The following is a 24,476-nucleotide window of genomic DNA, read 5'->3' as shown; positions in this document are numbered from 1 at the left end:
TCTTTGCACACTGAGGAAATTTGTGTATGAAAAGAGCTTCGTTGTACAGCTTGTTAATGCTGCTGCTTGCCTTTGGTGCCACCGGCGCCGTCTTTGCTGAAGAGTCGCAGGAAAGCCTCGAAGAGCGCTGCCGCACCTTCGCCAAAGAAGATGGCGTGCCCGCCGCAGAGATGGCTGACTATCTCAAGGAGTGTGTCGAATCCCTCAAAGAAGAGGGTGCCGAGAAGAAAGAAGAGAAGAACGACTGATAACACCCTTCTCTGTTGCGGGTTATCCCATTAACTCGCCACGACCGGCCAGCCGCGAGGCTGGCCGGTTTTTTTAGCCCCGCCCTGAATATCTATTGATATGGTTTACGGGATCACTCCCTGGATACACCACCCACCACTAACATCCAGCACACCGTTAGGATAAACTGCCCGGTTATGGCGGAGGCTGCTCCGCACAATCACATTAAACCGGAGTTACACCATGTCCTACGATCCCAACAACATTTTTGCGCGAATTTTGCGGGGCGAAATCCCCTGCAACAAGGTCTATGAGGACGAATACGCCCTGGCGTTCCACGATATCGCACCCCAGGCCCCGGTCCATGTGCTGGTCATCCCCAAGGGCGAGTACATCTCTTTTGATGATTTCTCCCAGACCGCCCCGGCCGAGGCCATGGCCGGCTTCTATCGCGCAGCCCAAAAAGTAACCCAGATGCTGGAACTGCAGCCGGGTGGTTATCGTATTCTGGCCAATACCGGGGCCGACGCACACCAGGAAGTGCCGCATTATCACCTGCATATCTTCGCCGGCTGCGACCTCGGCTGGATGATCAAACGGGGACTGGTGTAAATACTCCACTGGCTAAAAAGCCGGATCGGTCGGCAATTCGATCATTTACTCTCTCTCCGTCCAGGAGAGAGAGTAAATGAGACAGCAGCGCTTTTTCGTCATCAGTTCATTCCCCTCCATCGACACCCATCAAACACCCGCGCTGGGGAGCGATCTGCCACGCCGCCACACGCAGGTTATTGGAGTCACGTCCACAGACAACTTCATGACAGCACTCAGGAACAATATCCCCGAAGCGGAAAATAAACCCACAATTGGATGCGAATTGGACTATATTTAGCTACAAGTCCGTCTTTTTTCATAACCAATCGATCGACCGACCTACCTTGGGAATAAAGGCACCCCCTGTCGCCTTCCATCATGAAGGCTACTGCGCACGGTCGGCAGTAGCATTCGGCTTGCCAACTCTGTCAACTCGCATCACCACCTGACAGGTCCAAATTACTCAATTCAGGAAGATTTACCCATGAGCAAGACTCACCACGGCAACAAGGAAGCAAAGAAAAAACCAGCCATGTCATTGCAGGAGAAACGCGCAGCGAAGAAGTCCAAAAAAGACACCCAGCCCTTTTTGAGTAATGACCGGAGCCGTTAGCTTTTCATATCCTGACCTTGCCGGCCCGGAACAGGTGATGTTCAGCACACCTGTACCACCGGCTGAAATCGAACATGCCATCAACCATCAGGATTTGCCATGCAATTGACCCGCTATCAAACAACCTCCCCGGGAGAAACCGTGATCTCATTTCCCAGGCTTGAATGCTGGAACGCAAAGACCAAAGTGGCGACCGTCGCGGCGGACGTAAACAAAAAGCGTGTGCTATGCCGGATTCCGCTGACCTTGCTGCGGGAAAGATTCGGCGCATCCCCGGAAGAACCGATGCAGGCCGTCACTACGCACCGGCTGACGATACAGGAGGCGGCGCGCAAGCTGATCGAGAACGAGTCCTTCGAAGAGGATGGTTCAGTCTGGATTGGCGCCCAGGACATCTAGGTATCTGACCGGAACTGCGCCACCTGACCCGTTATTCGTGAAATCGGGTGGAGCACGAAAGCTGCAGGATACCGTCCTGAAACACCCACGATTCCGGGGGCTCGGGATTAATGCGGTTCGTGCCTCACCGACACGGGGTCTGCATCCTCACCCCCCAGGGGAGACCGGTACGACCATTACCGGAATGGAGCTGTTGTGGATGACCTTGCGTGTCGTGGAGCCCATCAGCTTGTGACCAAAGGAATGATCCGTATGGACCCCCATTACGATCAGCCCGGCATCACGTTTCTGCGCCTCCTCCACAATCACCTGCGCCGGCTGGCCGGTCACGACAACAACCTCCACCTCGGGCGATCCGCTCTCGCCCGCTATCGCAGCACGTTCATCCTCGAAAAAATCGGCCAGGCGTTTTTTCATATCCTGCCTGACATACTCATAACCCTCTTGTTGCAGGCGCCGGCGCTGGTCGGCATCAAGATAATTTTCCATCATTGCCCGACTGGTACTGCCCATCGGCTCCAATGCATGAATCATGACAATCTTTGAGTGGTACTTGATCGCCAGGCTGACCGCAAAACGGAAGGCAGGCCGCATGTTTTGCCCCATATCACTGGCATAAAGGATGGTGTTGACTTCGGGTAGCATGTTGACGACTCCTGGACTCAATTAAACTCAAATCATAGGCCATCGGCGGTGGGCAGGTGACCGACTCGCGGAAGAGCAGCACTGTCTCTGTCCGATCGGTTGTAGCATGATGAATGGAACCATGCCCATGGAGATCGCAGTATACGACGGGCGACACCCTTGGGACAGGGTAGCTTAATCTCCACCCGGCTTCATTCACGCAGCCCCATCACCGAGCCAGTGGCACAAGGCTGCCGAGATCGGGTATTCCGCTCAGACGGCCCGGGGGAGAAGGTCCTCTGCTGGATTGGTAAAGCGGCGGTAAACGGATACAATTTCACACTCTACGACCAGAACGCCACTACCGATGATTGACCGCCGCCTCTGCATTGCCCCGATGCTGGACTGGACCGACCGCTACTGTCGTTACTTTCTGCGCCTGATCTCCCGACATGCCCTGCTCTATACCGAGATGGTGACCACGGGTGCGTTGCTGCATGGCGACCAGCCCCGGCATCTCGATTTTGATCCTGCCGAACACCCGGTGGCGTTGCAATTGGGTGGCAGTGATCCACAGGAGCTGGCGGCCTGCGCCCGACTGGCCGAGCAGTGGGGCTATGACGAAGTCAATCTGAATGTCGGCTGTCCGTCAGACCGGGTACAGTCGGGGCGTTTCGGCGCCTGCCTGATGGCCACCCCCCAGGTTGTCGCGGAAGGCGTTGCCGCCATGCGGGCAGCTACCCGGCTGCCGGTCACGGTCAAACATCGCATCGGTATCGATGAACTGGACAGCTATGCCGCGCTGGTCAGTTTTGTCGGCACCGTGGCCGAGGCCGGCTGCGAGACCTTTATCATCCACGCCCGCAAGGCGTGGCTGAACGGCCTCAGCCCGAAGGAGAACCGGGAGATTCCGCCACTCCGCTACGATGTGGTGCACCAAATCAAACAAGACTTCCCCCAACTGGAGATCATCATCAACGGCGGTATCGCCAACCTGGAGCAGGTCGAGGAGCAGTTGCAGCAGGTGGACGGGGTGATGATCGGGCGCGAGGCGTACCAGAATCCCTGGATACTCGCGGAGGCCGATCGCCGCCTGTATGGCGATGATCACCCGATCCCCAGCCGCCATGAAATCATTGAACAGTTGATGCCGTTCGCCGAGCAGGCCCATGCCGCAGGCGCACCGGTCAACCGCATCAGCCGCCACATCCTCGGGCTGTTCCAGGGGCAACCCCGTGCCCGCGCCTGGCGCCGGCACATCAGTGAAAACGCCCATCGGGCAGGCGCCACGCCCGAGGTGATCCGCGAAGCCGCCAGACGGGTGCCGGAAGCGTGATCATCTCAAAAAAGGCTATTGAACCTTATCTCACCAAGGACGGTTCGCTGATCCGCGAACTGCTGCACCCGGATCAGCAGTCAGTAAAAAACCAGAGCCTGGCCGAAGCCATCGTCCCACCCGGAGTAACCACTCACTTGCATCGACATCTTCGATCGGAGGAGATTTACCACATCACCGCGGGGTGCGGCGTAATGCAACTGGGAACAGCGGAATTCGAGGTAAAAGCGGGGGACAGCGTCCTGATTCCGCCCGGCACGGCACATGCCATCCGCAACAGCGGAGATGATGATCTGCTGATCCTCTGTTGCTGCGCCCCGCCCTACCGGCATGAGGATACCGAACTGTTGTAGCGGGCAGCCCGGATGAAGTCGCCACCACCGAAACCGGAAGAACCATGCGGGTTTTGTCGGGTTACGCCTTCGGCAAACCCGACCTAGGGTGCGGATGGCTAGAATCAAACGTAGCTCGGACTAGCGACAGCGTAATCCGACACTCAATCTACCACGCATAAGATCGTCCGGATCTCGTCCATAGGTAAGTGGTCACTTTCGACAGCCACCACGTATTTCAACTCATCCTCGGACAACGGCTCGGCGGTCGCCAGTTGCTGCTCAAGCACATTGAGCGTCGCCTCGGAGGGATCGCTCCCCTGCTGCTGACGCTGCCGGATACGCTGGCGCAGCACCGCCTCCGCCACCCGAAAATCGAGCATTAGAAAGGGCACATCGAGATCCGCGGCCAGCTTCCTGAAGCGCTGCCGATCCGCCTGACGCAGAAAGGTGGCATCCACAATCGCCACCCGCCCCGACTGGATTATCGCCTCGGCAAGATGCTGCAGACACTCATAAGTACGCGCCGAAAAATTCGTTGCATAAATCCCGCCCCCCAGCGCCGAGCCACTTGACCGGGAGCCTTCGATGCCCGCCAGCCGTCGGCGTTCCACGTCCGAGCGAACCCGCACCGCCGGCAACCGTTCAATACAGCTCATGGTCTGGGTACTCTTGCCGGATCCTGACAGGCCATGGGTGATAATCAGGCCACCCCCTCCCTCCCCGGTATAACGCAGAGCCAGTTGCAGATAACTGCTGAACCCGGCAGTCAACTCCTCCTGTATTTTCGGGGAGATATCCGGCTGGTCGAGACGTATTGCCGTCACCTTGGCCCGCACCATGGCCCGATAGGTCTGGTAAAAGCCCAGCAACGGCAGGGCCTCGTAGTCCCCACTCAACTCCAGATAGCGGTTGAGTAGCCGCCGGGCCAGTGGCTGCAAGTCCTTCTGATCAAGATCCATCAGCAGAAACGCCAGCTCACTGATCACATCAATCCAGCGCAGCGCAGGATTGAACTCAATCCCGTCGAAAATCAGCAGCGCATCCCCGTCCAGGGCAATATTGCCCAGGTGCAGGTCACCGTGACACTCACGGATGAATCCACCGGCCTTGCGTTTGCGCAACAGCGGCGCAAGCTGTCCCGCCCGCTCCTCGGTCCAGCGGGCGATGCGTTCCAGCAGTGACAGCGCCTGGGTATCTTCCGTTAACGGACGAATCTGGGCGAAATTCTCGAGCATGGGAAACAGCACCGCCTCGGGATCACCCCAAGTCGCCCTGCTATCCACCCGGCCAACCTCGGCATGAAATCCCGCCAGCCGGTCGGCCAGACGGTCCACCAACGACGGGGTGACCAGCTCCAGGTGTTCAGACAGCAGGCCGGTTTGGTCGAAACGACGCATGCGCACGGCATACTCAATGGCCGGGCTGGCAAAGGGTTGCGGGGCTTCCGGCGTACCGCCGATCGGGATCACCTCCAGATAGACATCCGGGGCCAACCGTCCGTTGAGGCGGATCTCCTCCTGGCAGAAATGACGGCGTCGCGCCAGGGTTGAGAAGTCGAGAAAGCCAAGATCCAGCGGTTTCTTGATCTTGTAGGCGTAATCACCCACCAGCAGGACAGTGGAGATATGGGTCTCGATCACCCGATCCGGCCCTATACCATCCGGCCAGCAGGCGGGTTGCCGCAAGCCGTCCACCAGCTGCGCATGCTGGTTCGACCGGCTCACGTCTTATTGCTCCATTGAATGATTGACATAATATTAGAATATGCTAATATGTTTTTCATTTCCCGGGCCATCCGCTACGCCCCGCATGAACAACCCCGAATAGAGGGAGGTATAACATGACCATCGACCGTATGATTCTCGCCTTTGCCGGCTTCTTCATCCTGCTCAGCCTGGCACTCGGCTGGGAGCAGAGCCCACTGTTTCACAGCACCAACTGGCACTGGTTTACCGCTTTTGTCGGCCTGAACCTGTTCCAGTCTGCCTTCACCGGCTTCTGTCCGCTGGGCAATATTCTCAAGGCACTGGGCGCAAAAACTGCCTGAAATCCTGTTTATAATACCGGCTCGGCGTACAGATCGTGTGCATCCGAGCCGGTAATCGTTACCTCAACAAAATCCCCCGGTTCCAGATCCCAGCCGCCGGCAATCAGTACATTGCCGTCGATCTCCGGCGCATCGGCGGAACTGCGGGCAACCACGCTATCCTCGGTCACCCCATCCACCAGTACAATCATCTGGCTGCCGACCTTGTCGGCCAGGCGCTCCCGGCTAATCTGCTCCTGCACCTCCATGAACCGCTCCAGTCGCTCCTGTTTGAGCGACTCCGGCACCGGGTCCGGCAATGCGTTGGCGGTCGCCCCCACCACCGGCGAGTAGGCAAAACAGCCCACCCGGTCCAGCCGCGCCTCCTGAAGAAATGCCAGCAACTCATTAAAAGACGCCTCCGTCTCGCCGGGAAAACCGACAATAAAGGTGCTGCGCAGGGTCAGGTCGGGACAGATCTGTCGCCAGTGTCGAATGCGCTCCAACACCCGCTCACTGGCGGCCGGGCGCTGCATCGCCTTCAGGATCGCGCGATTGGCATGCTGCAGGGGCATATCCAGATAGGGCAGGATGAGCCCCTCTGCCATCAGCGGAATCAGGTCATCCACGCTCGGGTAGGGATAGACATAATGCAACCGGGTCCAGGCCTGCAGATCACCCAGGGCCGTGGCCAGCTCTTTTAGCCGGGTCTTGAGGATTTTCCCACCGACCAGGTCAGTGCGATACTTGAGGTCCACGCCATAGGCGCTGGTATCCTGTGACACCACCAGCAGTTCACGCACCCCGGCGCTGACCAGATTTTCCGCCTCGCGGACCACCTCTCCCACCGGCCGGCTTACCAGGTCCCCGCGCAATTGGGGAATGATGCAAAAGGTACAGCGGTGATTACACCCCTCGGAAATCTTCAGATAGGCGTAGTGGCGCGGCGTCAGTTTGACTCCCTGGGGCGGCACCAGACTGACATAGGGGTCATGGGGGGCCGGCAGATGGGCATGCACCGCCTGCATCACCGCTTCATAGGCGTGGGGACCGGTGACCGCCAGCACACCCGGGTGCACCGCACGCACCTCGTCCTCCCTGACGCCGAGGCAGCCGGTCACAATCACCCGGCCATTCTCGTTCAGCGCCTCGCCGATGGTCTCCAGCGACTCCTCCACCGCCGCATCGATAAAGCCGCAGGTGTTGACCACCACCAGATCGGCCCCCTCGTAACTGTAGGCGATGGCGTAACCCTCGGCACGTAACTGGGTGAGGATGCGTTCGGAGTCGACCAGATTCTTGGGGCAGCCGAGACTGATAAAACCGATCTGCGGAGACGGGCTGTTCATGAGAATCAATTAAGTGGCGTGGCAAGCAGGTCGGTCAAGGCGACCGCCTGGGCCTCCTGGCGTATCTGCAGCACAATCCGCTCCTCCAGGGCCAGATCACCACTGAGGATATGGGGCAGCAGCTGATCGGCGAACTGATAGATAATCGCCATGCCGGCCCGATTCCGTTCATCCACAGCATCCTGCGAATCGATATGCCGGGCCAACAGCCGCATATAGTCCTGGAACTGCTGCCCCTGCTGTTTCAGAGGCAAAGCCTGGAACTCCGGGGTAAACAGGATAACCAGCACCTTGCCCTGACCGTCGGCCGGATCGGAAATGGTGATATTCATTGGCCCTTCGATCAGCATGTCATGTTCCTCACTACGGTTCTGGTCCGCGTTAATGATCAGCGGTAATTAGTCGCCAATTCTACCCCATCAGGCCAGTGATAATAGCCCCCCGGAGAGTGCGGACTTGTCGGCGCCTGACTTATCTTAATACGAATAATTTTCCGGCATTCCGCACATCAGTTGCAAATGAGGAGTGATCAATGAAGCTTATCTGCGTATAGATTTTCATGCAGGACATCGACATCAAAATGTATGAGAGGATGCGATGGCGTGGCGGGTCTCAAGCCATTAAAAAAACAGGGATGGATACCTAAAGCAGTTCAAGGGGTTTTCGATTGAAAAATTGTAAGTTATGCGGTTTCAGTAAAGCGTGCAACAGCCTTCCCGGCATCTGTATCATTCTCCAATACGCCAGCATCGCGGTCCTGCTCAGCGTACTTGGCTATCTCTTTGTCACCCAGGAACTGCTCTCCTGACGACCAACCGCCCGTACTAACCGATCAAGAATAATCCTGTCAGGCTGCCGCTGAACCGGTCGTTATGGGCACCGCCCAAGGGAAACGTCGGGGCGGCACCACGGCCGCTGTACGCATCCGCTGCCGTAGCGACTCCTTATCCGCAGCCAGAACCAGCAACGCCTCTTCCATGCTGAGCTCTTTTACTTCGTACAATGGAAGAGTGCCAACAGAGCCATAGTCTTTTATAATCATGATGTTATCCAAGATATGTGAATTTTTGGATGAAGAAAATAATACGCCTTATTGAAAATATTGCAATAGTCTCGCCAATCACCGACGCACCCACGCCCAAGAGGCACACAAAAACCCACTGTAGGAGGCCTGCCCCGGGCCGAATTCGCGGCGAGGACGTCACTCCTACAGGCGATTCGCCCTGACGATTGATAGGCTGGACGCAGACCAGTAGCACGATCCGAGACGCTCCGTTGTGCAGTTGCTATAATCGGGCATCTTTACCGCTGCGCAGATGCTGATATGGGCTACAGATTATCCAAGATTTACACCCGTACAGGGGACAAGGGCACCACCGGGCTGGGCGACGGCCGACGGGTAGACAAGGACAGCACCCGAATCGAGGCCATAGGCACCATTGATGAGCTGAACTGCCTGATCGGCATCCTGATCACCCACAGCCCACCGCCGGAGATAGAACAACTGCTCACCGGAATCCAGCACCGCCTGTTCGACCTGGGGGGCGAGCTGGCCATGCCGGGCCACAGCGTGATGAGCGACCAGGCCGTCGCCAACCTCGAACAGCACCTGGACCGGCTAAATGAAAACCTGCCACCCCTGCAGGAGTTCATCCTGCCCGCCGGAAATCTGCTGGCGGCCAGCTGCCACCATGCCAGGGCGGTGTGCCGTCGTGCCGAACGGCGTCTGACGCAGCTTGCCAGAGACGAAAATGAACAGGTCAACCAGACCGGACTCAAATACCTCAACAGACTCTCGGACCTGCTGTTTGTCATTGCCCGCGTACTGGTAAGGCACAATGGCGGTGAAGAGGTTTACTGGCGCAAGGAGATCTAGCGCGATCCAGTGCATCTTTCACCCGACCAGCCCCCAACCAAGACGGAATCGCAACCTTGACCGAACAACTAGCGGAAATCACCAGCAGCGACGAAGTAACCCTGCACTTCGCCATTGCGCTCTGTGACGGCACCGTAATCACCACGACCTTCGACGATGACCCGGTCACCCTCACCATGGGCACCGGCAACCTGACGGAAAACCTTGAAAAAACCCTGTATGGTCTGAAGCCAGGCGAGAAGCAGTCGCTGATTCTGGAGGCGGAGAACGCCTTTGGTCCCCGGGACGAGGAGAAGGCCTATTTCATGCCCCGTAGTTCATTCCCGTCGGATATGGAGCTGGAGCCGGAACTGGTTATCAGTTTTGCCACGCCGGCCGGCGATGAGCTGGCCGGCATTGTCCAGGAACTGGATGAGGCGCAGGTGAAGGTCGACTTCAATCATCCACTGGCCGGTCACGATATTGTCTTTACCGTCCAGATCATCAGCATCAACAACCCATAAGCGCGAAACCGGATATGCCCATGGAAATACTGCTCGCCAATCCCCGTGGTTTCTGTGCCGGGGTCGACCGTGCCATCGAGATCGTGGAACGGGCCCTGCAGATTTTCGGTGCCCCGATCTATGTACGTCATGAAGTGGTACACAATCGCTACGTAGTGGACAGCCTGAAAAAGGCCGGTGCCATTTTCGTTGACGAGCTGGACGAAATCCCCGAAGACAGCACGGTGATCTTCAGCGCCCACGGCGTGGCACAGGCGGTCAGGGAAGAGGCAGAACGGCGCAAGCTGCAGGTGTTTGACGCCACCTGCCCTCTGGTAACCAAGGTCCACCTTGAGGTGGCCCGGCACAGCCGAAACGGTCACGAGGTGATCCTGATCGGCCATCGGGGCCACCCGGAAGTGGAAGGCACCATGGGGCAGTACAATAACCGGGACGACCGGGGCGGCATCTACCTGGTGGTGACCGCCGACGATGTGGCGGGATTACAGATCAAGGATCCGAAGAATCTCGCATTCGTCACCCAGACCACCCTCTCCATGGATGACACCGCCAAGGTGATCAACGCCCTGAAAACACGCTTCCCGCAGATCCAGGGCCCCAAGCAGAATGACATCTGCTACGCCACCCAGAACCGCCAGGATGCAGTCAAGGAACTGGCCAAACAGTGCGATCTGGTGCTGGTGGTGGGCTCGCCCAACAGTTCCAACTCCAACCGGCTGCGGGAACTGGCCCTGCAGTCCGACACTCCCGCCTACCTGATCGACCGAGCCGATGACATCGACCCAAACTGGCTGAACGGCATCAACATGGTCGGCCTGACCGCCGGCGCTTCCGCCCCCGACCTGCTGGTGGATGAAGTGATAAAAAAGCTCAAGGAGCGCGGCGCCACCTCGGTCAGGACCCTGAGCGGGCGTGAGGAGAATGTGACATTTTCGCTGCCAAGACGGTTGGCAGAACCCTAGTCAACGGGAGGTACTTGCACTAACTGCGTGGGCACAGAAAACCTGCCCACCCTTCCTGCCTGTGCATACATTCGTTTGACGAACCAGTGAAGTAAACACCGGCCTCACAGCAGAGTCGAGCATCGATCAGGTCGCACAGACCCGCAACAGACTACTTCCAGCACTCGGTTATATCTGCCGCAGTGGTCGACCCACCCTTGGCTTGCTTCTCTCCAGTATTGGTGTAGCCGAGAACTCCACAGGTATCAGCCGCTTGAGCACCAGTAGGCGTAGCCTCCACTCGAAACGAGTTACCAGTCTGGAGAGCGATCGCCAAATTATAGTACGCTGTGCCACCGTCAACTGGACACTGGGCCGGAAATATATCTCCCGAATTACTCCCCACCGTAGCACCAGCATAGGTTGCATTCTCAGTAAAAAAGCGCTCCATCGCGTTGGCCAAGCCTACCAATTCTCCCGCGCAGTTGGAGCGACGCGTCTTCCGCACCTGTTCCGTATAGGAGGGATAGGCGATTGCCGCCAGGATGGCGGCGATGGCGACGACAATCATCAATTCGATCAGGGTAAAACCCCAGGAAGTTGCGCGCGCCATTATCACTCCTTGTTACCTGCTGCGTAGTCACCGGGTAACAACCATATCTCGAATATGTAGTCACCCTGTTGTGTAAAGCCAATGCGGGAGCCCGGCTTGATCCACCCCAGAGTTACCTTGCGGCTACGGAGGCCATGTACCTGTGTCTCGGATGAGACGTTATAGAACACATCGCCCACCACCAGGCTCTCTCCCCGGGTTCCGACCGCATCCACAACCCCGATATTATCAAAATCAGCGGGATAGTAGCTTGGAAGATTTTGTGCCACGCCAAGTGAAGCAGAGCCCAGCAGGCAGAAAAACAGCCATAGTTTAGAGAATCTTCTCTTCATTTTTATACCCTCTTGCTCCCGGACGACGGTAAGCGCTTTCATTAGTATTCGATACTGCTCCATGACATTCGGCCCGGCCCTTCCGGTGGAGTCACCTGCATTGGCGTTGTACCTACATAGCCTGAAGAGTCCGTGGTCACCCTGATGACATTACCCTTGTTGACTATATATCGCGACTCGGTCGGCACACCTTGGGTCGACCGACCCATCACGGGATGGCCGCCCACGCTATCATTGGCATCAAATACACCGTCGCCATTCATATCCAGCACGGTAAAGTCCGGCTCACCGCCTGTGCGCAGATCAGCAGCCATTAACCAACCGGATTCGATCTGGCTGCACATGCCGCTGGCCGGGGGAATCATAGTATTGAAGGTAACCAGGCCACCGACTACGGATGGGGTGACCACCATCCGTTCGCTGGTAGTCGGCAGATCAATCCGCCAGCCTTTATGGTTATCGGTAGCGGAAAATGGGCCAACACCATACTTGACAGTATTCGCCGACAGCGTACGGACCACCTCGTGGTTCGGTCCGCCGTTATCGTAAATAGTAGTCGTGATGGTCTGTGCCTTGAGATCATCCATATCTAAAGGAGGCCCCGAGGTAAATCCGCTTCCCCCGTCCCAAACACCGTAAAAGCGCTGTAGTCCAGCGAAACTATTGTCACTATTCACCAAGTACTGTCCTGTACCGAAGAAGACCATCAGATTCGGTTTAGTTGTAATATTATCCTCGGTTGGATGGTACGCCACAGCCGGCTTGGAGGTAATCGGTTGCCGGTTGGTCGTTGTGCAGGGGGTACTCTCACAGGCCTTGAACAGAGGCAACGGGGAAGCAACTGCACCAAAGGCGGGGCGTGGATTCCAACTTCCGCTGTCCAGGGTCAAGTCCCAGGCCCACAGGTTGCCATGCAGGTCTCCGGCATAGACCCGATCGATATTGCCATCCCTATTGAGATCAACAATGGCAGGAGTGGACAGGCCGTTGCAGTCGCTGGAAATATCGGCACAGGAGCCTGCCACGATAGATCCGGCCTTAGTATCGAGAATGGTCGGTGTTGTACCATCCAGGTAGTAGATGAACAGCTTGGCACGGCCATCGCCGGTGCTATTGTAGCCGTTGCCGAAAATTGCCGCCCACTTGCCGTTATTCAGTCGACCCACTTGCACTTCGCTGAAGGTGTAGCCGAGATCGGCATGGGTATACTCCCACAATGCCACGTCCGAGGCATTGGCTTCCGTGGTTCCGGTTGGCGCGGTGATATCCAGTGCAAACAGCCCTTTGCCTCCAGCGCGCAGGCCACCGATCAGAATGGTCTTCCATTTGGAAGTCGTTGTATCGTAGTAATCCGCCACCGTGGGCGAGAGATCGACAAAGTAATCATGTACGTAGCCCTGCGCCGCCAGTTGATGCAAACCCTCGCCAGACTGGCTGGAGAAGAGCAGCGACGGAATATAGGCCATGGTCTCCCGCCCACTACTGGCGTCAAAGCCATGCAGCATGCCGTCATTGGCGCCGACGTAGACACGCCCCACCCTGCTGGCATTGACAGTCATGAATGTATAGTAGCTCTCTGCTGCGCTGCTGCCCTCTATCTGATCCGGGTAGGGTGCATTGGGGGGGCCAACATAGATTGGACCGGAATGGATGATATCCCCGAGTCGATGGCCATTGCGCGACCTGAAGTCGGTGGTTCCGCTGCCCTCTTTGCTGTGATCCCCCCTGAAGTAGGCAAGGATATCGGCACCGTAAGCCTGATTTGCGGCGATTTCCGCCGGATCAGTGGTAGTGCTGGAAAACGGTGCATTAGCCAGCAGATCCTCCACCGCGTTGCTGTCCACATCTGTCTGCGACAGTGACGTGTAGTCGGCCGGCCAGCTGAATGGCACGCCTTTGTTCTCGGTTGGGTTGTAGGTAATGATCTCCCTCGGATCAGTGGCCAGGTTGCGCGCATCCAATACACCCCCCGCCTCCCAAGCGACACCACCCACGCCCGCCTGCGTTAGCTCAAGCGCCCGGAGGTCGCCATTCCAGTCGCCCGAATCAAACTTGGCCTGAAAAATCTTGGTATCGGTCTGCAGACTGGTCGAGTTGAAAGAGACCGCCGCAGCCGATCCGGTGCGCTTGCCGATCTCGCTGATCGCCGCAGTCAAGGCATCAATCAGGTCTTGGGGTGTCCGTGCGCTGAGAAAATCACCGCGCCCGTTCCAAGCCGCATGCCGCAAGTCGTCGATCGTAGTGGTAGCATCCGCTGAAGGTTGCGGCCAGACGAACGGATCTGTCCGGTTGGGCGGATTAGCCGTCAGAGTGCCATTAACACCAAAGGCAACACCAAAGGTGACCATGTGCTGAGCATTGTTGTCATCCAGACCGGCAGTGGTCGGCACCTTGTTGGCTAACCCGGTATGCAGATCAGTTTCATAATAGTGCATAGCCACATCGGCCAGAGTATTGCTATACCCATCCGCGTAGGAGGCGCCATCGTAGGGACCGGTGCCATCTTGATCCGTATTTCCCACGCCCGGACTACCGCCATTCCAGTAGCCGTCCGTCATCAGCACGGTAAAGTTCTGCTGACACTCACCGCCTTCAGCGGCACTCAGAATAGGCGATGACTCAGAGGAGCCGAACAAGCTGCTCACACCCGTCGTGGCGGAGCTGTGAAAATAGTTGCCGACATTTCTCAGCCCCAGCCTGAGCGGGGTGCCACCATCCGAGTTAACCTGGCCGAGCTTTTTCAGAAGGTTATCCTTGCTGGTCTGCGCGGTTGCATCGACCGGGGTTGAAATATTGTCAACATCCTTGACCGGCATGCCGACACCGTTATTGTTATGCAGGGTCGCCAAGCCCACCCGCGCCTGAGAGTTATAGATCAGTTCTGACACGGCACGCTTGGCCACCAGTTCACGCTTTCGATAGTAGGAGAACCAGTTGGCAAAATCCTGTTGCAGATCGGCGACACTCTTTATCGTTCCATCCGGGTTGGTCCAGCCAGCCGCCGTGATCTGTGCCGCCGTGATGTAGCCGATTTGGTAACCGGTCTGCTCTCCATTATCAAAGTTCCCGTCACCGTCTGCATCGTTCCAGGTATAGAACCAGAAGCCATCCGGATTGCCGTCGCCATCCGAGTCGCTGGTATCACGCGAGGTACCCCCGGCCCAGTTCGAGTTATGGATGGTAAGGTTAATCGTCTCCGCATCACCGGGGGGAGACGAGAAGTTGAATCTGTAAGGGTCGTCCGGGGCATTGGTAATGGCGATATCCTGGTAGACCTGTCCATATTTGTTTTTACCGCGCCACGGCGTGTAATCCATAGAGGGGTCAAAATAGAGCGGATTGAAATCGGCATTGCGGAAACGCCATGCCTGATCGTCCGCCACATAGCAGTCGTCCGAACCGTCAGTATAGTTGTTGCTGCCGAATTCAACCCCGTAGATATAGCTTCCGGAGTAACCGCCACTGGAGCAGTTTCCCGAACCACTGTTGGTGGTGGTCCGCTGCTGAATTGAGCCGGCACTCGCCACGCTTGCGCCATCCGGCTGGTTGGTGGCAAACCGCCCGCTATTTCCCTGCACCATGACTTCCCAATCCATACTCCCGGAGTCATCCAGCATAAAAAAGATGTTGGGCTGCGGATAGTTGGTCAGGAATAGCGGGCTGCTTGATAGTGCGCCAGGTGCTGCGTAGGCGATACCGAGGTTGCCAGCGGTCAAGGTCGCGGCGACCAAGCACCAGGCACCCTGATTTAATCTTAATCCAATATCCATGGCGGACACCTCAATATGTACTGTTATTTTGTCAATCGAAACGTGCTGCTGAGCAGCGACCTGGCTGCGGTCTCCTGACCCCAACCGATTGCGGTGATACGAAACACGTAGTTATAGAGTGGTGGAACTCCATTTCCAGAGGGATTCAACGAACTGTTATCTTTGCCACCCGCCCCAGGTGGATTTTCTTTCCCTATATATTCGATACGATAGCGTGCTTGACCCAATGAAAGGGCGCTGGCCGCCACACTATGGTTAGTGACCAGCCAGTTACTATCATTTCGTGGATCCCAGCCAACCGGATTAGTCGTGGCATTGCCGCTACCAACCGCAGCTTGAGCATAGAGACCCGGGGTCGATCCAAAGAAATCTTTCCCAATTGCGTCATCATCACCCCCAAGATACGACGTATTGGGATCGGCCAACCAGGCCAGACGCTTCGCGAGCAGAACAGCCTCCGCCTCTCGCAGGGCCACTTCAGCGGCATTAAAGGCAATCTGTTGCTGGCGCGCGTTGCTGGCCATCTTCTCGTCCATGGAGGTGGTGCGCAGAGCGGTGATGCTGATGATGGTCATGACCAGCAGTATCATCAGGCTGACAACCAGTACCGCACCCCGCTGATTAGCAGCATGGCGGAGATGTAAGATGGGCTGTTGACTATTCACTATAGACTCCTAGCTCTCGTCCGCCGGATCATGATTGCGTAACCTGAAGGTGGTGGTATAGGTTCGATTGATTTTCTGGTTACTGGGTGTAACCGCCTCTACGGTATCAAAAACAAGCGTCACTCGTATCGCCTTGACTAAGGGCCAATCACTGGCAGTTACAGATGCCGCAGAAACATACTTAGTATTTCCAGACGATGGAAAACCATACTCTACCTGCATATCCGACACTCCCTCGACCAAGTCCTCACCATTTAATCTAAGACGCTCGTTGTTGATGTCGAAGGTAGAAGATTGTGTTCGAAATACCGTCGCCACTGAATCGACGCCTTTTGACTGTTCAAGATCAGTACCGCCAGTAACAAATTGATAATTCATAGATTTCACATTAGATTGTCCGACAGGCGAGGTAGTCGACGTATCGTATTCGACCGTACCGTTGCTAGTGGTGGGATCATTGGTGATCATGAAGACACTAGCCTTATTACAATCACTAATCAGCAGCACTTGGTACTGCTTCAGCGCTTCATAACCCGGGGCAGTTACATCCAACTCTATAGCAGAATAAACGCCTGCTTCTTTTGTTTTCTGAACCAGGGGAATATCAATACCCACCGCGCGCTTTACAGAAAACACATCCGGGGCGCCGCTGGCGCCGTCACTCCCAGTTAGCACGGTGTTGAAATCATATTCTCCTGCTTGATTGCTCAGTATATTGTCTACTGGAGTCACTCCTCTGCAACCCATGTAACTTGCTGCGTCAAGCTCCCGACCGATTACCGTCATGGCGTAGCGAGCATTTTCCTGCAGACGGGACATCCCCTCGGTTACACGGTAACTGGATTTGCTTCCCAAGTAGATCTGAATAATGCCGGCAATCAGAAACAGACCCAGAACTAGGCCGATCATCAACTCAACCAAGCCGACACCGCGTTGCTGAAATGACATCGCCTTATGGAAATGACTAAAGAAATCGCGACTGGAACAGGTCATGGACGAAACTCCACATCAAAACAAGTCATGCCAGCGTCACATGAGCCTGAGGTAGCGCCACTGCCTGGATCACAGGTCGAATTGTGCGCCGTTCCTGACTGGCGCTCATCATCCCACATAATGCGTATACGGTAGGAATTTGCTGCGTAAGCATTGATACAGCCAACGCCTGCAGGGAGAGACGCAACCGCAGTGCGCCACATGCAGACATCATAGGCGGCCAAGGCACTACCACTGCAACCGAGAGCAGGATCACAAAGCCCCCCACAAGCCGGCGTGCCGGTCACCACGTAGGTTCCCGCATTGGCAACATTCGCCCGTATCCTGTCGGCGATATCCTGGGTCAAAAAGACTGCCTGGCTGCGCATTGTCGCACTGTTGTTGTTTTTCACCCCCAGCATCTGCATACCCGCTAGCCCAATCAGGCCGATCGAGAGGACCAGCACAGCGATCAGCACTTCAAGAAGTGTAAAACCCTGCTGTTTAATGATTCTGTTCTGCCGCATATATCAAGTCCAGTCTGCTGGAAAACCCGCCGCGCCTGTTTCAGGGACAGGTAAAACCTGAATTCAGGTTGATACGACCTGTCACATTCACCGTGATTTCTCTGCCAGTCTCACCGGTGCGCGTGTTATCACATAGGTTCAGCGTATCTAACGCACCGACAATGGACCCATCCGCTTGGTAGACAAAACTGACGACACCACCCACGCTATTGAGAACCATCGAGGGATTCAGTGCCTGCTCAACCGCTATCTCTTCACCGGCGTCGAGCACACCATCGCCATTTGCGTCAATCCATACCACCCAGCCATTTCTCCAATCAGCGCCATCACTGGCGGCAACCTCCACTCTCACACCGCGCTTGACCGCTTCACTCCGCGCCAGGTTGAGGCTGGTGACCAGCCGGTTGATATCCGTTGTCAGGCGATTATTCAGTACCAGGAAGTTGAAGCTTGGAACGGCCAATGAAAGGATGATGGCCGCCACCGAGATGGTGATCATTAGCTCGATCAGGGTAAAACCCAAATGTTTGCTGCCTTTTATTTTCATGCCTGGACATATAGCAGGTCTTGGATATGAAATTCATCCGTCACAGGACAAGCGGTCAACCCTTTCCGACCAACGGCCAGCCGGACACCAGGCGCCGGAATTTTGGATTGGACATAAAAATGGTCCTATGGCTATAATCTCGGACTATGACTCCGGACAAACTTCAGCTTAGCGAACACCGCAAGCAGATCGTGCAGCTGCTGCGCAGTCACGGTATCAGTCCGACGGTACAGAGGGTGAAGATCGCCTCCACCATGCTGCTGCGTCCGCAACATCTATCGGCGGACCAGGTACTCACCCTGACCAATCAGACGGGGCGACCAGTCTCCAAGGCCACCGTCTACAATTCTCTTGGGCTGTTCGCCCGCAAGGGATTGATTCGGGAGCTGTTCGTGGACCCGGACAGGGCCTTTTACGACTCCAGCACCCATCCGCATCACCATTTCTACAATGCGGTGACCCAGGAGATCTGTGATATCGACGAAAGCGCCATCCAGATCAATCTGAATGCCACACCTCCACCGGACACCGAGATAAGCGGGGTTGAGCTGGTCGTGCATGTCCGCCCCCGAAAATAGCGCCGAAACCGCCTATTTTCCAGCCACTTACCCAGCCAGTAACGGTTGTACCCGGCGCAACATTTCTTTATACTCCGGTTCCCTTTTGCACTCGCAATCCGGTAACGGCAAAGGCAGAAAAGGGTTCCCCATAAGCCACCCTAGCTCAGTTGGTAGAGCGCGTCACTCGTAATGATGAGGTCGCCGGTTCGATTCCGGCGGGTGGCTCCATCACACAGGGGTGTGTACCGAGCACACATCCCATGCTTGTTTAACGTTACGCGGGCAAAAAACCCTGATCCCGCCAAAAAATATCCTGTCCATAAATTACGAAATATATTACTTTCTGACAATATTCACGTTACTCTTTATCGTCTACACAGCTCTGCCACATCGGTAGAAATGACTCATGAGCCAAAACTCCAGAGAATTGTCCCTGCTTTTGTGCCTATGCCGGACTGAACCAGCTGAGCACGCAAGAAACCTCCTGCAGGAAGCACCGGATGATTTTGATTGGGGCTTTCTGGTTCAGACTGCCTATGCTCATGGCGTGACCGGACTGCTGTGCAACAGCCTCATAAACATGCCGAAAACGCTAATACCTGAGGTGATTCTTGAAGCCTCCCAAGAGCATCTTCGCCAACACAGAGCCTCCAACCAGATCCTGGTCGATCAACTGACCCACATCCTTACAGAGCTGGCAGCCACCGACATTGAAGCCATCCCGTTTAAAGGGCCCACACTGGCAATTTCCGCATATGGCGACCTCGCCCTAAGGACCTTCAGAGATCTGGATTTCTTAATCCATAAAACAAAAATACAGCCTTGCCTGGATAAGATGGAAGAAATTGGGTACACACAAAATATGCACTTGTCACCCAGACAGATGCAGGCATTTCTGGGTTATTCAGGTCAGGACGTCTTATATGGAGAGGGCATCCCGGTGGAACCACATTGGACCTTTGCGCCTCACACCTTTGCATTGGACATCGACTACGCCGGCTTATGGGATCGGACTCAAAAAATAACATTCAACGGCCAGCACATCCGCAACCTCGCACCAGAAGATGAGCTGATCATCCTCTGCATTCACGGTTCAAAAGAGAAATGGACCAAACTCAAATGGGTTGCTGATGTCGCCGAATTCACCCGGAGCCACCCTGAACTGGATTGGAAGCAGTTATTCGTTCTCGCAGAATCTCAGGGCTTGGCCCGCATGGTCAAATTGGGCCTCAAACTGGCCGAGTTGTTGCTGGAGGCACAGATACCCCCTGTAGTCGCCAATTGGCTAGCCAAAGACCGAATGGCACTTGATTGGAGTAATCAACTTGCTGGAGAGTTCTTCGATGTTGATAAACGTGCCCGGTCGATCTACGAGCTTTCCCGGTTTCACTGGGAAATACGCGAACGACGCCGTGATCAGTGGCGCTATCTATACCGCACATTGATTCAACCAAGGGAACAACATTTTATAGGTATCACATTTCCCGACAGACTCTTTTTCCTGTACACCCTTTACAAGCTACTACATGACTATCTGGCCTTGCCAATTTGGCTGCAGATCAAGAGACACCGTGGTGGCCAATCAATTACCGGACCCGCAGAAACGGAGCACACCGATGCAACCCGCTGAAGGAACACACATCCTCTTCCTCGATAATGACGGGATTTTGTTCTCTGAGCCGGCACAGAAGCTTTTCCATCTAAATACCATGGCCACCTTCATCTGGTGCTTGCTGGAGGAAGGCAAGGAGCGATCGGCCATCGTAACCAATCTTCAATCAACTTTTGCCCTCTCGAAATTTGATGCGACTCAGTACCTTGAGCAGACCCAAGGGCTTTTTCAGACGCTGGGAGTGCTTAAGGGATTCGAGCCAGCACCTACAATCGACGAAGCGGCAACGACAGAATCACCTGCGTTGATGAAGTATGATGATGACAGCTTCATTACAGAGCGTCGTTACAGGTTGTTGAGTTCGCACATCCGTATGCGTTTTTCACATTCAGAGCAATTATCCTATATTGAGCCTATTCTTAGTCACCTGTTGGAACATAACCCATCTACAGCCACCGTGAACCTGGACATTGCTCAAGAGAACTCAGGTCGCATCGTTCTCTGCCGCAATCAAGTGCCTGTGCTCAGTTGCAATGAATTGCCGCGTTTGGCACCCTTAGTGAAGAGCCTAGTCTGGCAGACTGCTGTCTGTGACCATGCTTTCTTTCTCGATATACATGCGGGCGTCGTTGGCGATGGGGAATACTGTTATCTGCTTCCTGCCGCGTCCGGGAGTGGCAAATCAACGTTGACTGCAGCACTGATCAGCCATGGTTTTGAATATTTTTCCGATGAAGTGGCTTTACTTCAAGAAAGCGACTTACTGGTCCAGCCAGTACCCCTTGCGATTTGTATAAAAGACACCGGTACAGCTGCCCTTTCACACTTCTTCCCTCAGCTATCAGATCAGAACTTACATCTGCGGGGAGACGGTAAACGAGTTATCTATGTGCCACCACCGATACAGGCTTTACCTCCAGCAGAGACCTTGCGACCAGTGGGAGCAATTTTCTTTCCATACTACACCCCGGACCAACAAACAAAGCTTGAAAGTATCCCTGCTATCGAAGCACTGCTCTCACTTTTGCAAGAATGCTTGATAGTAGACACTCACCTGAATAAGAAAAAAGTCTCTAGACTGTTAGACTGGATTGAAAGGACACCCTGTTACCGATTAACCATTTCGAACTTAAATGATGCCGTGAAATTAATTAAATCAATCTCTAGTGAACTGCTGCAAAGTCATGCTAATAACAACTGAGTTCGTCAGTTTTTTTTACACCCACTTAAATAAAATGGGATACAAAACATACCAAAAACATCTTTCTTATTGATTTATATTGATATTTTTATTTCGGCCTGAAACATGCTAATAAAAACATGGAAGCAAAGAAAATTAATCAGGAGCGTAAAATGTCCATAGATAATGACGACCGCGTGATCAACGAATCACGGCGTGCTTTTTTAGAGAAAGCGGGCAAAGCAGCAGCCGTCGCTCCTGCAGCAGCGTTACTTTTGGCTGCAGGAACGCAATCGGCAAACGCCCAGGTGGCTGACCCATACAATACGCCACCTCCTGGTACTCCGGCCGGATAACCATCCTGAAGAAGCATTACCTAAATGCAAACAAACTAAGGGAGCCTAGGCTCCCTTTCCACTTTAATTTCCCCTAAACCATCAACAGCAATAAGAATCGCGTAAGACAGCAGCAATCCCACAATTCTAATAACCCTCCTCCCTTTATGGAACTAAAGATTCCCGAAATACCGCCGTTAATCTGTTGCATATAAAAGAGATCCGGCACCTAAGCCGGACCGGATAAAGGAATCACAACGATTCTCCAAGGGAGGTAGCCGCGTGTTCAATACAATGAAAATCCGTCACAAGGTCTGGGCCGGCTTCACTGTGCTGCTGGCCATTATTGCCGCCATCTCCGTCCAGACCCTTAACAGCCTGGACAGCGTGGAAAATTCGGTCGTTGAGATGGTGCAGATTCGACAACCCACCGCTCTGCTCTCCAAGGAACTCTCCACCAGCGTTCACCAGACCGCCAGCGCACTGGGCTTCTTCCTGTCGACCAAGGAGGAGAGCCACCGCGAAGGCTTTTTGAAAGGACTCAAGGACTCGGAAACCCTGGTGAATCAGCTTAGAGGGCTCAAGGCAGTCACCTCAGACAGCCAGTCCGCGACGCTGGTGGAAGGTCTTGCAAAGGATCTGGAACAGTTCCGCTCCCTCGGTGATCGACTGCTTGATACCGCTACCAGTTATGAAAAGAACTTCCCCGGCATCGCCTTTGCCAACTCCGATCTCAACCCTATGAGTCGAGTCATGGTCCAACTGACCTCCCAGATGATCGCTTCGGAGCAGGAAGAGGAAGCGACCCCTGAACGTCGGTCACTGCTGACCCTGTTCGCCGACCTGCGTTATGCCTGGAGCAACGTGATGAGCAGCATCCGCGGCTATCTGGCATTTCGTTCAGAGGCGGTTATCAACGATCTCAATCTCTATCTGGAGCGCACGGAACAACTGCTCGGCCGGTTATCGGAATACGAGGATGAACTAACCCTGGACCAGACCGATTCACTCCAGCAGTTCCAGAACCAATTGGCCACCTACAAGGCCAATATTGACAAGATGATGCAGATCCATGGTGGTGACCAATGGCGTACCGATGCCTGGCTGGTCCGCAGTGAGGCGACCCCGCTTTTCAATGAGATCGACAACAAGCTGAGCGCCCTGGAGTCACTGCAGTCCGATGCCATCATCCGGACCAACACCACATTGATTGATGAAACCACCCAAACCACCCTGACCGTCTCGACCCTGATGGTCATCGGTCTGCTGATCGGTCTGTTCATGGCCTGGCTGATTGGCCGGGCCATCTGCAAGCCACTCAGCGAAGTGGTCAATGCCCTGGATGATATCGCCCATGGTGAGGGTGACCTGACCCGCCGCCTCGAGTGCCGTACCCAGGATGAAATCGGCCACCTGGCGCAGGCGTTCAACACCTTCATCATCAAAATCCAGGCACTGGTACAGCACACCGCCAATGCCACCGGGGAGGTCATCAGCGCGGTTGCCGAAACTACTGAAAGCACCCGCAACATCAGCCGCATGGTGCTGGCGCAGGAGCAGGAGACCCAGCAGGTGGCAACCGCCATTCACCAGATGTCCGCCACCATCAGCGAAGTGGCCAGCAACGCGGCCAGCGCCTCGCAAGCGACCCGTTCAGCCACCGAAGAGGCAGCAACCGGACACAAGACAATGGAACAGACCGCCCATTCAATCCAGACGCTGCATCGTGAAATCACCAATGCGGCAAGCATCATCGGCCAGGTGGAGAAAAACAGCGAGGGCATCGGCAGTGTACTGGACGTCATCAAGGGCATTGCCGAACAGACCAATCTGCTGGCATTGAATGCGGCCATCGAGGCTGCCCGGGCGGGTGAACAGGGCCGGGGATTTGCCGTAGTGGCGGATGAGGTGCGTAATTTGGCAACGCGCACCCAGGAGTCCGCCGGCGAGATCGAGGAGATGATCCGCAACCTGCAGCACAACACGCACCAGGCGGTAAAAGCGATGGGGAACGGCTGCACCACAGCGGAAGAGAACGTACAGCAAGCCAACAGCGCCCGCACATCTCTGGAAGCGATCAATGCCGCCATTGAGACCATCAACGCCATGAATCGGCAGATCGCCCTGGCCTCTGAGCAACAGAGCAGCGTCTCCGAAGAGATCAACCGGTCGATCATCTCGATCAGCCAGGAGAGCAAGAGCGCAGCCACACTTTCCCAGCAATCGATGAACACCACCACTCACCTGGGGCAACTTGCGGCAGAACTGCAACAGGTGGTTCAGCAGTTCAAAATCACATCCGATGAGTGCGCAGAACCCCCGGTCACGGGGGTATCCAACCAGATCACCGAAGCGCTGGACAGGCAGGAAGAGCAGGCCGCCTGACAACCGTTATCGATAATTCGATATTGCAAAGCCTGCAATCGGGCTTTGCCAGGCACAAAGGGTAGCCAGATTGGAGTGCAGGGGAATCCGGGACAAGCCCACCAACCCGACCCCGGATTCCGCCATGATGGGTGCGAGGATGGTTTCTGCAGGG

Annotated in this window: 28 protein-coding genes and 1 tRNA gene; 17 read left to right on the top strand and 12 right to left on the bottom strand. The window is 55.3% G+C overall.

The features are described 5' to 3' along the window. The first annotated feature begins 26 nt into the window (after positions 1–26). From A3GO_RS0101975 to A3GO_RS0101955, 5 genes are all read left to right on the top strand, one after another. Positions 27–248 carry a hypothetical protein gene (locus tag A3GO_RS0101975; RefSeq protein WP_157606681.1) on the top strand — a complete coding sequence of 74 codons (222 nt, stop codon included), beginning with the start codon at positions 27–29 and terminating at the stop codon, positions 246–248. 223 nt (positions 249–471) lie between these two features. Beyond that, the gene (locus A3GO_RS0101970; protein WP_029131968.1) at positions 472–840 is read left to right on the top strand and encodes a histidine triad nucleotide-binding protein; all 369 of its coding nucleotides are present in this window, start codon (positions 472–474) and stop codon (positions 838–840) included. A gap of 76 nt (positions 841–916) precedes the next feature. Next, positions 917–1,120, top strand: coding sequence for a hypothetical protein (locus A3GO_RS0101965; protein ID WP_029131967.1), 204 nt, complete (start codon positions 917–919; stop codon positions 1,118–1,120). Between the two features lie 186 nt (positions 1,121–1,306). After that, positions 1,307–1,435 carry a hypothetical protein gene (locus tag A3GO_RS26655; protein WP_273439214.1) on the top strand — a complete coding sequence of 43 codons (129 nt, stop codon included), beginning with the start codon at positions 1,307–1,309 and terminating at the stop codon, positions 1,433–1,435. A gap of 99 nt (positions 1,436–1,534) precedes the next feature. Beyond that, positions 1,535–1,834, top strand: a complete 300-nt coding sequence (locus A3GO_RS0101955) for a DUF1488 family protein (protein ID WP_029131966.1) — start codon at positions 1,535–1,537, stop codon at positions 1,832–1,834. Positions 1,835–1,981: 147 nt separating this feature from the next. Here the strand turns inward: A3GO_RS0101955 and A3GO_RS0101950 are convergent, their stop codons facing one another. Next, positions 1,982–2,479, bottom strand: coding sequence for a universal stress protein (locus A3GO_RS0101950; RefSeq protein WP_029131965.1), 498 nt, complete (start codon positions 2,477–2,479; stop codon positions 1,982–1,984). 346 nt (positions 2,480–2,825) lie between these two features. On the opposite strand from A3GO_RS0101950, the gene dusA reads away from it, so the two are divergent. Continuing rightward, the gene (dusA, locus tag A3GO_RS22160; protein WP_051301751.1) at positions 2,826–3,794 is read left to right on the top strand and encodes a tRNA dihydrouridine(20/20a) synthase DusA; all 969 of its coding nucleotides are present in this window, start codon (positions 2,826–2,828) and stop codon (positions 3,792–3,794) included. Next, positions 3,791–4,147 (top strand): cupin domain-containing protein, encoded by a 357-nt coding sequence (locus A3GO_RS0101940; RefSeq protein WP_037374542.1) that lies wholly within the window; start codon positions 3,791–3,793, stop codon positions 4,145–4,147. The genes dusA and A3GO_RS0101940 overlap by 4 nt, the downstream gene beginning before the upstream one ends. A gap of 143 nt (positions 4,148–4,290) precedes the next feature. On the opposite strand, the gene A3GO_RS0101935 is transcribed toward A3GO_RS0101940, so the two are convergent. Beyond that, positions 4,291–5,853, bottom strand: coding sequence for a bifunctional aminoglycoside phosphotransferase/ATP-binding protein (locus A3GO_RS0101935; RefSeq protein ID WP_029131963.1), 1,563 nt, complete (start codon positions 5,851–5,853; stop codon positions 4,291–4,293). Positions 5,854–5,969: 116 nt separating this feature from the next. Between A3GO_RS0101935 and A3GO_RS0101930 the strand changes: the two genes are divergently transcribed. After that, a complete protein-coding gene (locus A3GO_RS0101930; RefSeq protein ID WP_029131962.1) occupies positions 5,970–6,176 on the top strand; it encodes a YgaP family membrane protein in 207 nt (68 codons plus the stop codon). An 8-nt stretch (positions 6,177–6,184) separates the two neighbouring features. On the opposite strand, the gene rimO is transcribed toward A3GO_RS0101930, so the two are convergent. The 3 genes from rimO to A3GO_RS0101910 all read right to left on the bottom strand — a co-directional run bounded on the left by rimO (position 6,185) and on the right by A3GO_RS0101910 (position 8,546). Further along, on the bottom strand, positions 6,185–7,504 hold the full coding sequence (rimO, locus tag A3GO_RS0101925) for a 30S ribosomal protein S12 methylthiotransferase RimO (protein ID WP_037374540.1): 1,320 nt from the start codon (positions 7,502–7,504) through the stop codon (positions 6,185–6,187). A 5-nt stretch (positions 7,505–7,509) separates the two neighbouring features. Continuing rightward, positions 7,510–7,854, bottom strand: a complete 345-nt coding sequence (locus A3GO_RS0101920; protein ID WP_029131960.1) for a hypothetical protein — start codon at positions 7,852–7,854, stop codon at positions 7,510–7,512. 497 nt (positions 7,855–8,351) lie between these two features. After that, positions 8,352–8,546 (bottom strand): hypothetical protein, encoded by a 195-nt coding sequence (locus A3GO_RS0101910; protein WP_029131959.1) that lies wholly within the window; start codon positions 8,544–8,546, stop codon positions 8,352–8,354. A 282-nt stretch (positions 8,547–8,828) separates the two neighbouring features. On the opposite strand from A3GO_RS0101910, the gene A3GO_RS0101905 reads away from it, so the two are divergent. From A3GO_RS0101905 to ispH, 3 genes are read left to right on the top strand one after another with little or no spacing between them, the layout of a single operon-like run. Next, entirely contained in the window at positions 8,829–9,380 is a 552-nt protein-coding gene (locus A3GO_RS0101905; RefSeq protein WP_029131958.1) for a cob(I)yrinic acid a,c-diamide adenosyltransferase, read from the top strand. Positions 9,381–9,436: 56 nt separating this feature from the next. Next, complete coding sequence (locus A3GO_RS0101900; RefSeq protein ID WP_029131957.1) at positions 9,437–9,883, top strand: FKBP-type peptidyl-prolyl cis-trans isomerase; 447 nt, start codon at positions 9,437–9,439, stop codon at positions 9,881–9,883. A 20-nt stretch (positions 9,884–9,903) separates the two neighbouring features. Further along, positions 9,904–10,845 carry a 4-hydroxy-3-methylbut-2-enyl diphosphate reductase gene (gene ispH / locus A3GO_RS0101895; protein WP_029131956.1) on the top strand — a complete coding sequence of 314 codons (942 nt, stop codon included), beginning with the start codon at positions 9,904–9,906 and terminating at the stop codon, positions 10,843–10,845. Positions 10,846–10,996: 151 nt separating this feature from the next. Here ispH and A3GO_RS22155 read toward each other — a convergent pair whose 3' ends face one another. The 7 genes from A3GO_RS22155 to A3GO_RS0101860 are packed head-to-tail and all read right to left on the bottom strand — an operon-like array spanning position 10,997 to position 18,250. After that, on the bottom strand, positions 10,997–11,437 hold the full coding sequence (locus tag A3GO_RS22155; protein ID WP_037374538.1) for a type IV pilin protein: 441 nt from the start codon (positions 11,435–11,437) through the stop codon (positions 10,997–10,999). 2 nt (positions 11,438–11,439) lie between these two features. Beyond that, positions 11,440–11,769: a hypothetical protein gene (locus A3GO_RS0101885; RefSeq protein WP_157606680.1), complete on the bottom strand. Its 330-nt coding sequence runs from the start codon at positions 11,767–11,769 to the stop codon at positions 11,440–11,442. 41 nt (positions 11,770–11,810) lie between these two features. Further along, a complete protein-coding gene (locus tag A3GO_RS0101880) occupies positions 11,811–15,539 on the bottom strand; it encodes a pilus assembly protein (RefSeq protein WP_029131954.1) in 3,729 nt (1,242 codons plus the stop codon). Positions 15,540–15,562: 23 nt separating this feature from the next. Then, entirely contained in the window at positions 15,563–16,204 is a 642-nt protein-coding gene (locus A3GO_RS25130) for a pilus assembly PilX family protein (RefSeq protein WP_051301749.1), read from the bottom strand. Positions 16,205–16,213: 9 nt separating this feature from the next. Beyond that, positions 16,214–17,197 (bottom strand): PilW family protein, encoded by a 984-nt coding sequence (locus A3GO_RS0101870; RefSeq protein ID WP_029131953.1) that lies wholly within the window; start codon positions 17,195–17,197, stop codon positions 16,214–16,216. After that, the gene (gene pilV / locus A3GO_RS22145) at positions 17,194–17,703 is read right to left on the bottom strand and encodes a type IV pilus modification protein PilV (RefSeq protein WP_051301748.1); all 510 of its coding nucleotides are present in this window, start codon (positions 17,701–17,703) and stop codon (positions 17,194–17,196) included. Before pilV ends, A3GO_RS0101870 begins: the two co-directional genes overlap by 4 nt. A 40-nt stretch (positions 17,704–17,743) precedes the next feature. Continuing rightward, positions 17,744–18,250 (bottom strand): GspH/FimT family pseudopilin, encoded by a 507-nt coding sequence (locus A3GO_RS0101860; protein WP_029131952.1) that lies wholly within the window; start codon positions 18,248–18,250, stop codon positions 17,744–17,746. 146 nt (positions 18,251–18,396) lie between these two features. Here A3GO_RS0101860 and A3GO_RS0101855 point away from each other — a divergent pair, with 146 nt between their 5' ends. From A3GO_RS0101855 to A3GO_RS0101835, 6 genes are all read left to right on the top strand, one after another. After that, complete coding sequence (locus A3GO_RS0101855; protein ID WP_029131951.1) at positions 18,397–18,828, top strand: Fur family transcriptional regulator; 432 nt, start codon at positions 18,397–18,399, stop codon at positions 18,826–18,828. A 134-nt stretch (positions 18,829–18,962) separates the two neighbouring features. Continuing rightward, a tRNA-Thr gene (locus A3GO_RS0101850) sits at positions 18,963–19,038 on the top strand. 178 nt (positions 19,039–19,216) lie between these two features. Beyond that, positions 19,217–20,440: a nucleotidyltransferase domain-containing protein gene (locus A3GO_RS0101845; protein WP_029131950.1), complete on the top strand. Its 1,224-nt coding sequence runs from the start codon at positions 19,217–19,219 to the stop codon at positions 20,438–20,440. After that, complete coding sequence (locus tag A3GO_RS0101840) at positions 20,427–21,623, top strand: PqqD family protein (protein ID WP_029131949.1); 1,197 nt, start codon at positions 20,427–20,429, stop codon at positions 21,621–21,623. Before A3GO_RS0101845 ends, A3GO_RS0101840 begins: the two co-directional genes overlap by 14 nt. A 119-nt stretch (positions 21,624–21,742) precedes the next feature. Beyond that, entirely contained in the window at positions 21,743–21,958 is a 216-nt protein-coding gene (locus tag A3GO_RS25975; RefSeq protein WP_157606678.1) for a hypothetical protein, read from the top strand. A 261-nt stretch (positions 21,959–22,219) separates the two neighbouring features. Further along, a complete protein-coding gene (locus A3GO_RS0101835) occupies positions 22,220–24,322 on the top strand; it encodes a HAMP domain-containing methyl-accepting chemotaxis protein (protein ID WP_157606677.1) in 2,103 nt (700 codons plus the stop codon). Positions 24,323–24,476: the final 154 nt, after the last annotated feature.

Origin of the sequence: Sedimenticola selenatireducens DSM 17993, assembly GCF_000428045.1 — a bacterium.
Lineage (GTDB): Bacteria > Pseudomonadota > Gammaproteobacteria > Chromatiales > Chromatiaceae > Sedimenticola > Sedimenticola selenatireducens.
This window is presented reverse-complemented; position numbering and strand designations above follow the sequence as displayed.

Bases quoted from the DNA above. Each gene is read 5' to 3' on its own strand.
- A3GO_RS0101975 (WP_157606681.1), top strand. From the start codon at position 27: ATGAAAAGAGCTTCGTTGTACAGCTTGTTAATGCTGCTGCTTGCCTTT.
- A3GO_RS0101970 (WP_029131968.1), top strand. From the start codon at position 472: ATGTCCTACGATCCCAACAACATTTTTGCGCGAATTTTGCGGGGCGAA.
- A3GO_RS0101965 (WP_029131967.1), top strand. From the start codon at position 917: ATGAGACAGCAGCGCTTTTTCGTCATCAGTTCATTCCCCTCCATCGAC.
- A3GO_RS26655 (WP_273439214.1), top strand. From the start codon at position 1,307: ATGAGCAAGACTCACCACGGCAACAAGGAAGCAAAGAAAAAACCAGCC.
- A3GO_RS0101955 (WP_029131966.1), top strand. From the start codon at position 1,535: ATGCAATTGACCCGCTATCAAACAACCTCCCCGGGAGAAACCGTGATC.
- A3GO_RS0101950 (WP_029131965.1), bottom strand. From the start codon at position 2,479: ATGCTACCCGAAGTCAACACCATCCTTTATGCCAGTGATATGGGGCAA.
- dusA (WP_051301751.1), top strand. From the start codon at position 2,826: ATGATTGACCGCCGCCTCTGCATTGCCCCGATGCTGGACTGGACCGAC.
- A3GO_RS0101930 (WP_029131962.1), top strand. From the start codon at position 5,970: ATGACCATCGACCGTATGATTCTCGCCTTTGCCGGCTTCTTCATCCTG.
- rimO (WP_037374540.1), bottom strand. From the start codon at position 7,504: ATGAACAGCCCGTCTCCGCAGATCGGTTTTATCAGTCTCGGCTGCCCC.
- A3GO_RS0101920 (WP_029131960.1), bottom strand. From the start codon at position 7,854: ATGCTGATCGAAGGGCCAATGAATATCACCATTTCCGATCCGGCCGAC.
- A3GO_RS0101910 (WP_029131959.1), bottom strand. From the start codon at position 8,546: ATGATTATAAAAGACTATGGCTCTGTTGGCACTCTTCCATTGTACGAA.
- A3GO_RS0101905 (WP_029131958.1), top strand. From the start codon at position 8,829: ATGGGCTACAGATTATCCAAGATTTACACCCGTACAGGGGACAAGGGC.
- ispH (WP_029131956.1), top strand. From the start codon at position 9,904: ATGGAAATACTGCTCGCCAATCCCCGTGGTTTCTGTGCCGGGGTCGAC.
- A3GO_RS22155 (WP_037374538.1), bottom strand. From the start codon at position 11,437: ATGGCGCGCGCAACTTCCTGGGGTTTTACCCTGATCGAATTGATGATT.
- A3GO_RS0101885 (WP_157606680.1), bottom strand. From the start codon at position 11,769: ATGAAGAGAAGATTCTCTAAACTATGGCTGTTTTTCTGCCTGCTGGGC.
- A3GO_RS0101880 (WP_029131954.1), bottom strand. From the start codon at position 15,539: ATGGATATTGGATTAAGATTAAATCAGGGTGCCTGGTGCTTGGTCGCC.
- A3GO_RS0101870 (WP_029131953.1), bottom strand. From the start codon at position 17,197: ATGACCTGTTCCAGTCGCGATTTCTTTAGTCATTTCCATAAGGCGATG.
- pilV (WP_051301748.1), bottom strand. From the start codon at position 17,703: ATGCGGCAGAACAGAATCATTAAACAGCAGGGTTTTACACTTCTTGAA.
- A3GO_RS0101860 (WP_029131952.1), bottom strand. From the start codon at position 18,250: ATGAAAATAAAAGGCAGCAAACATTTGGGTTTTACCCTGATCGAGCTA.
- A3GO_RS0101855 (WP_029131951.1), top strand. From the start codon at position 18,397: ATGACTCCGGACAAACTTCAGCTTAGCGAACACCGCAAGCAGATCGTG.
- A3GO_RS0101845 (WP_029131950.1), top strand. From the start codon at position 19,217: ATGAGCCAAAACTCCAGAGAATTGTCCCTGCTTTTGTGCCTATGCCGG.
- A3GO_RS0101840 (WP_029131949.1), top strand. From the start codon at position 20,427: ATGCAACCCGCTGAAGGAACACACATCCTCTTCCTCGATAATGACGGG.
- A3GO_RS25975 (WP_157606678.1), top strand. From the start codon at position 21,743: ATGGAAGCAAAGAAAATTAATCAGGAGCGTAAAATGTCCATAGATAAT.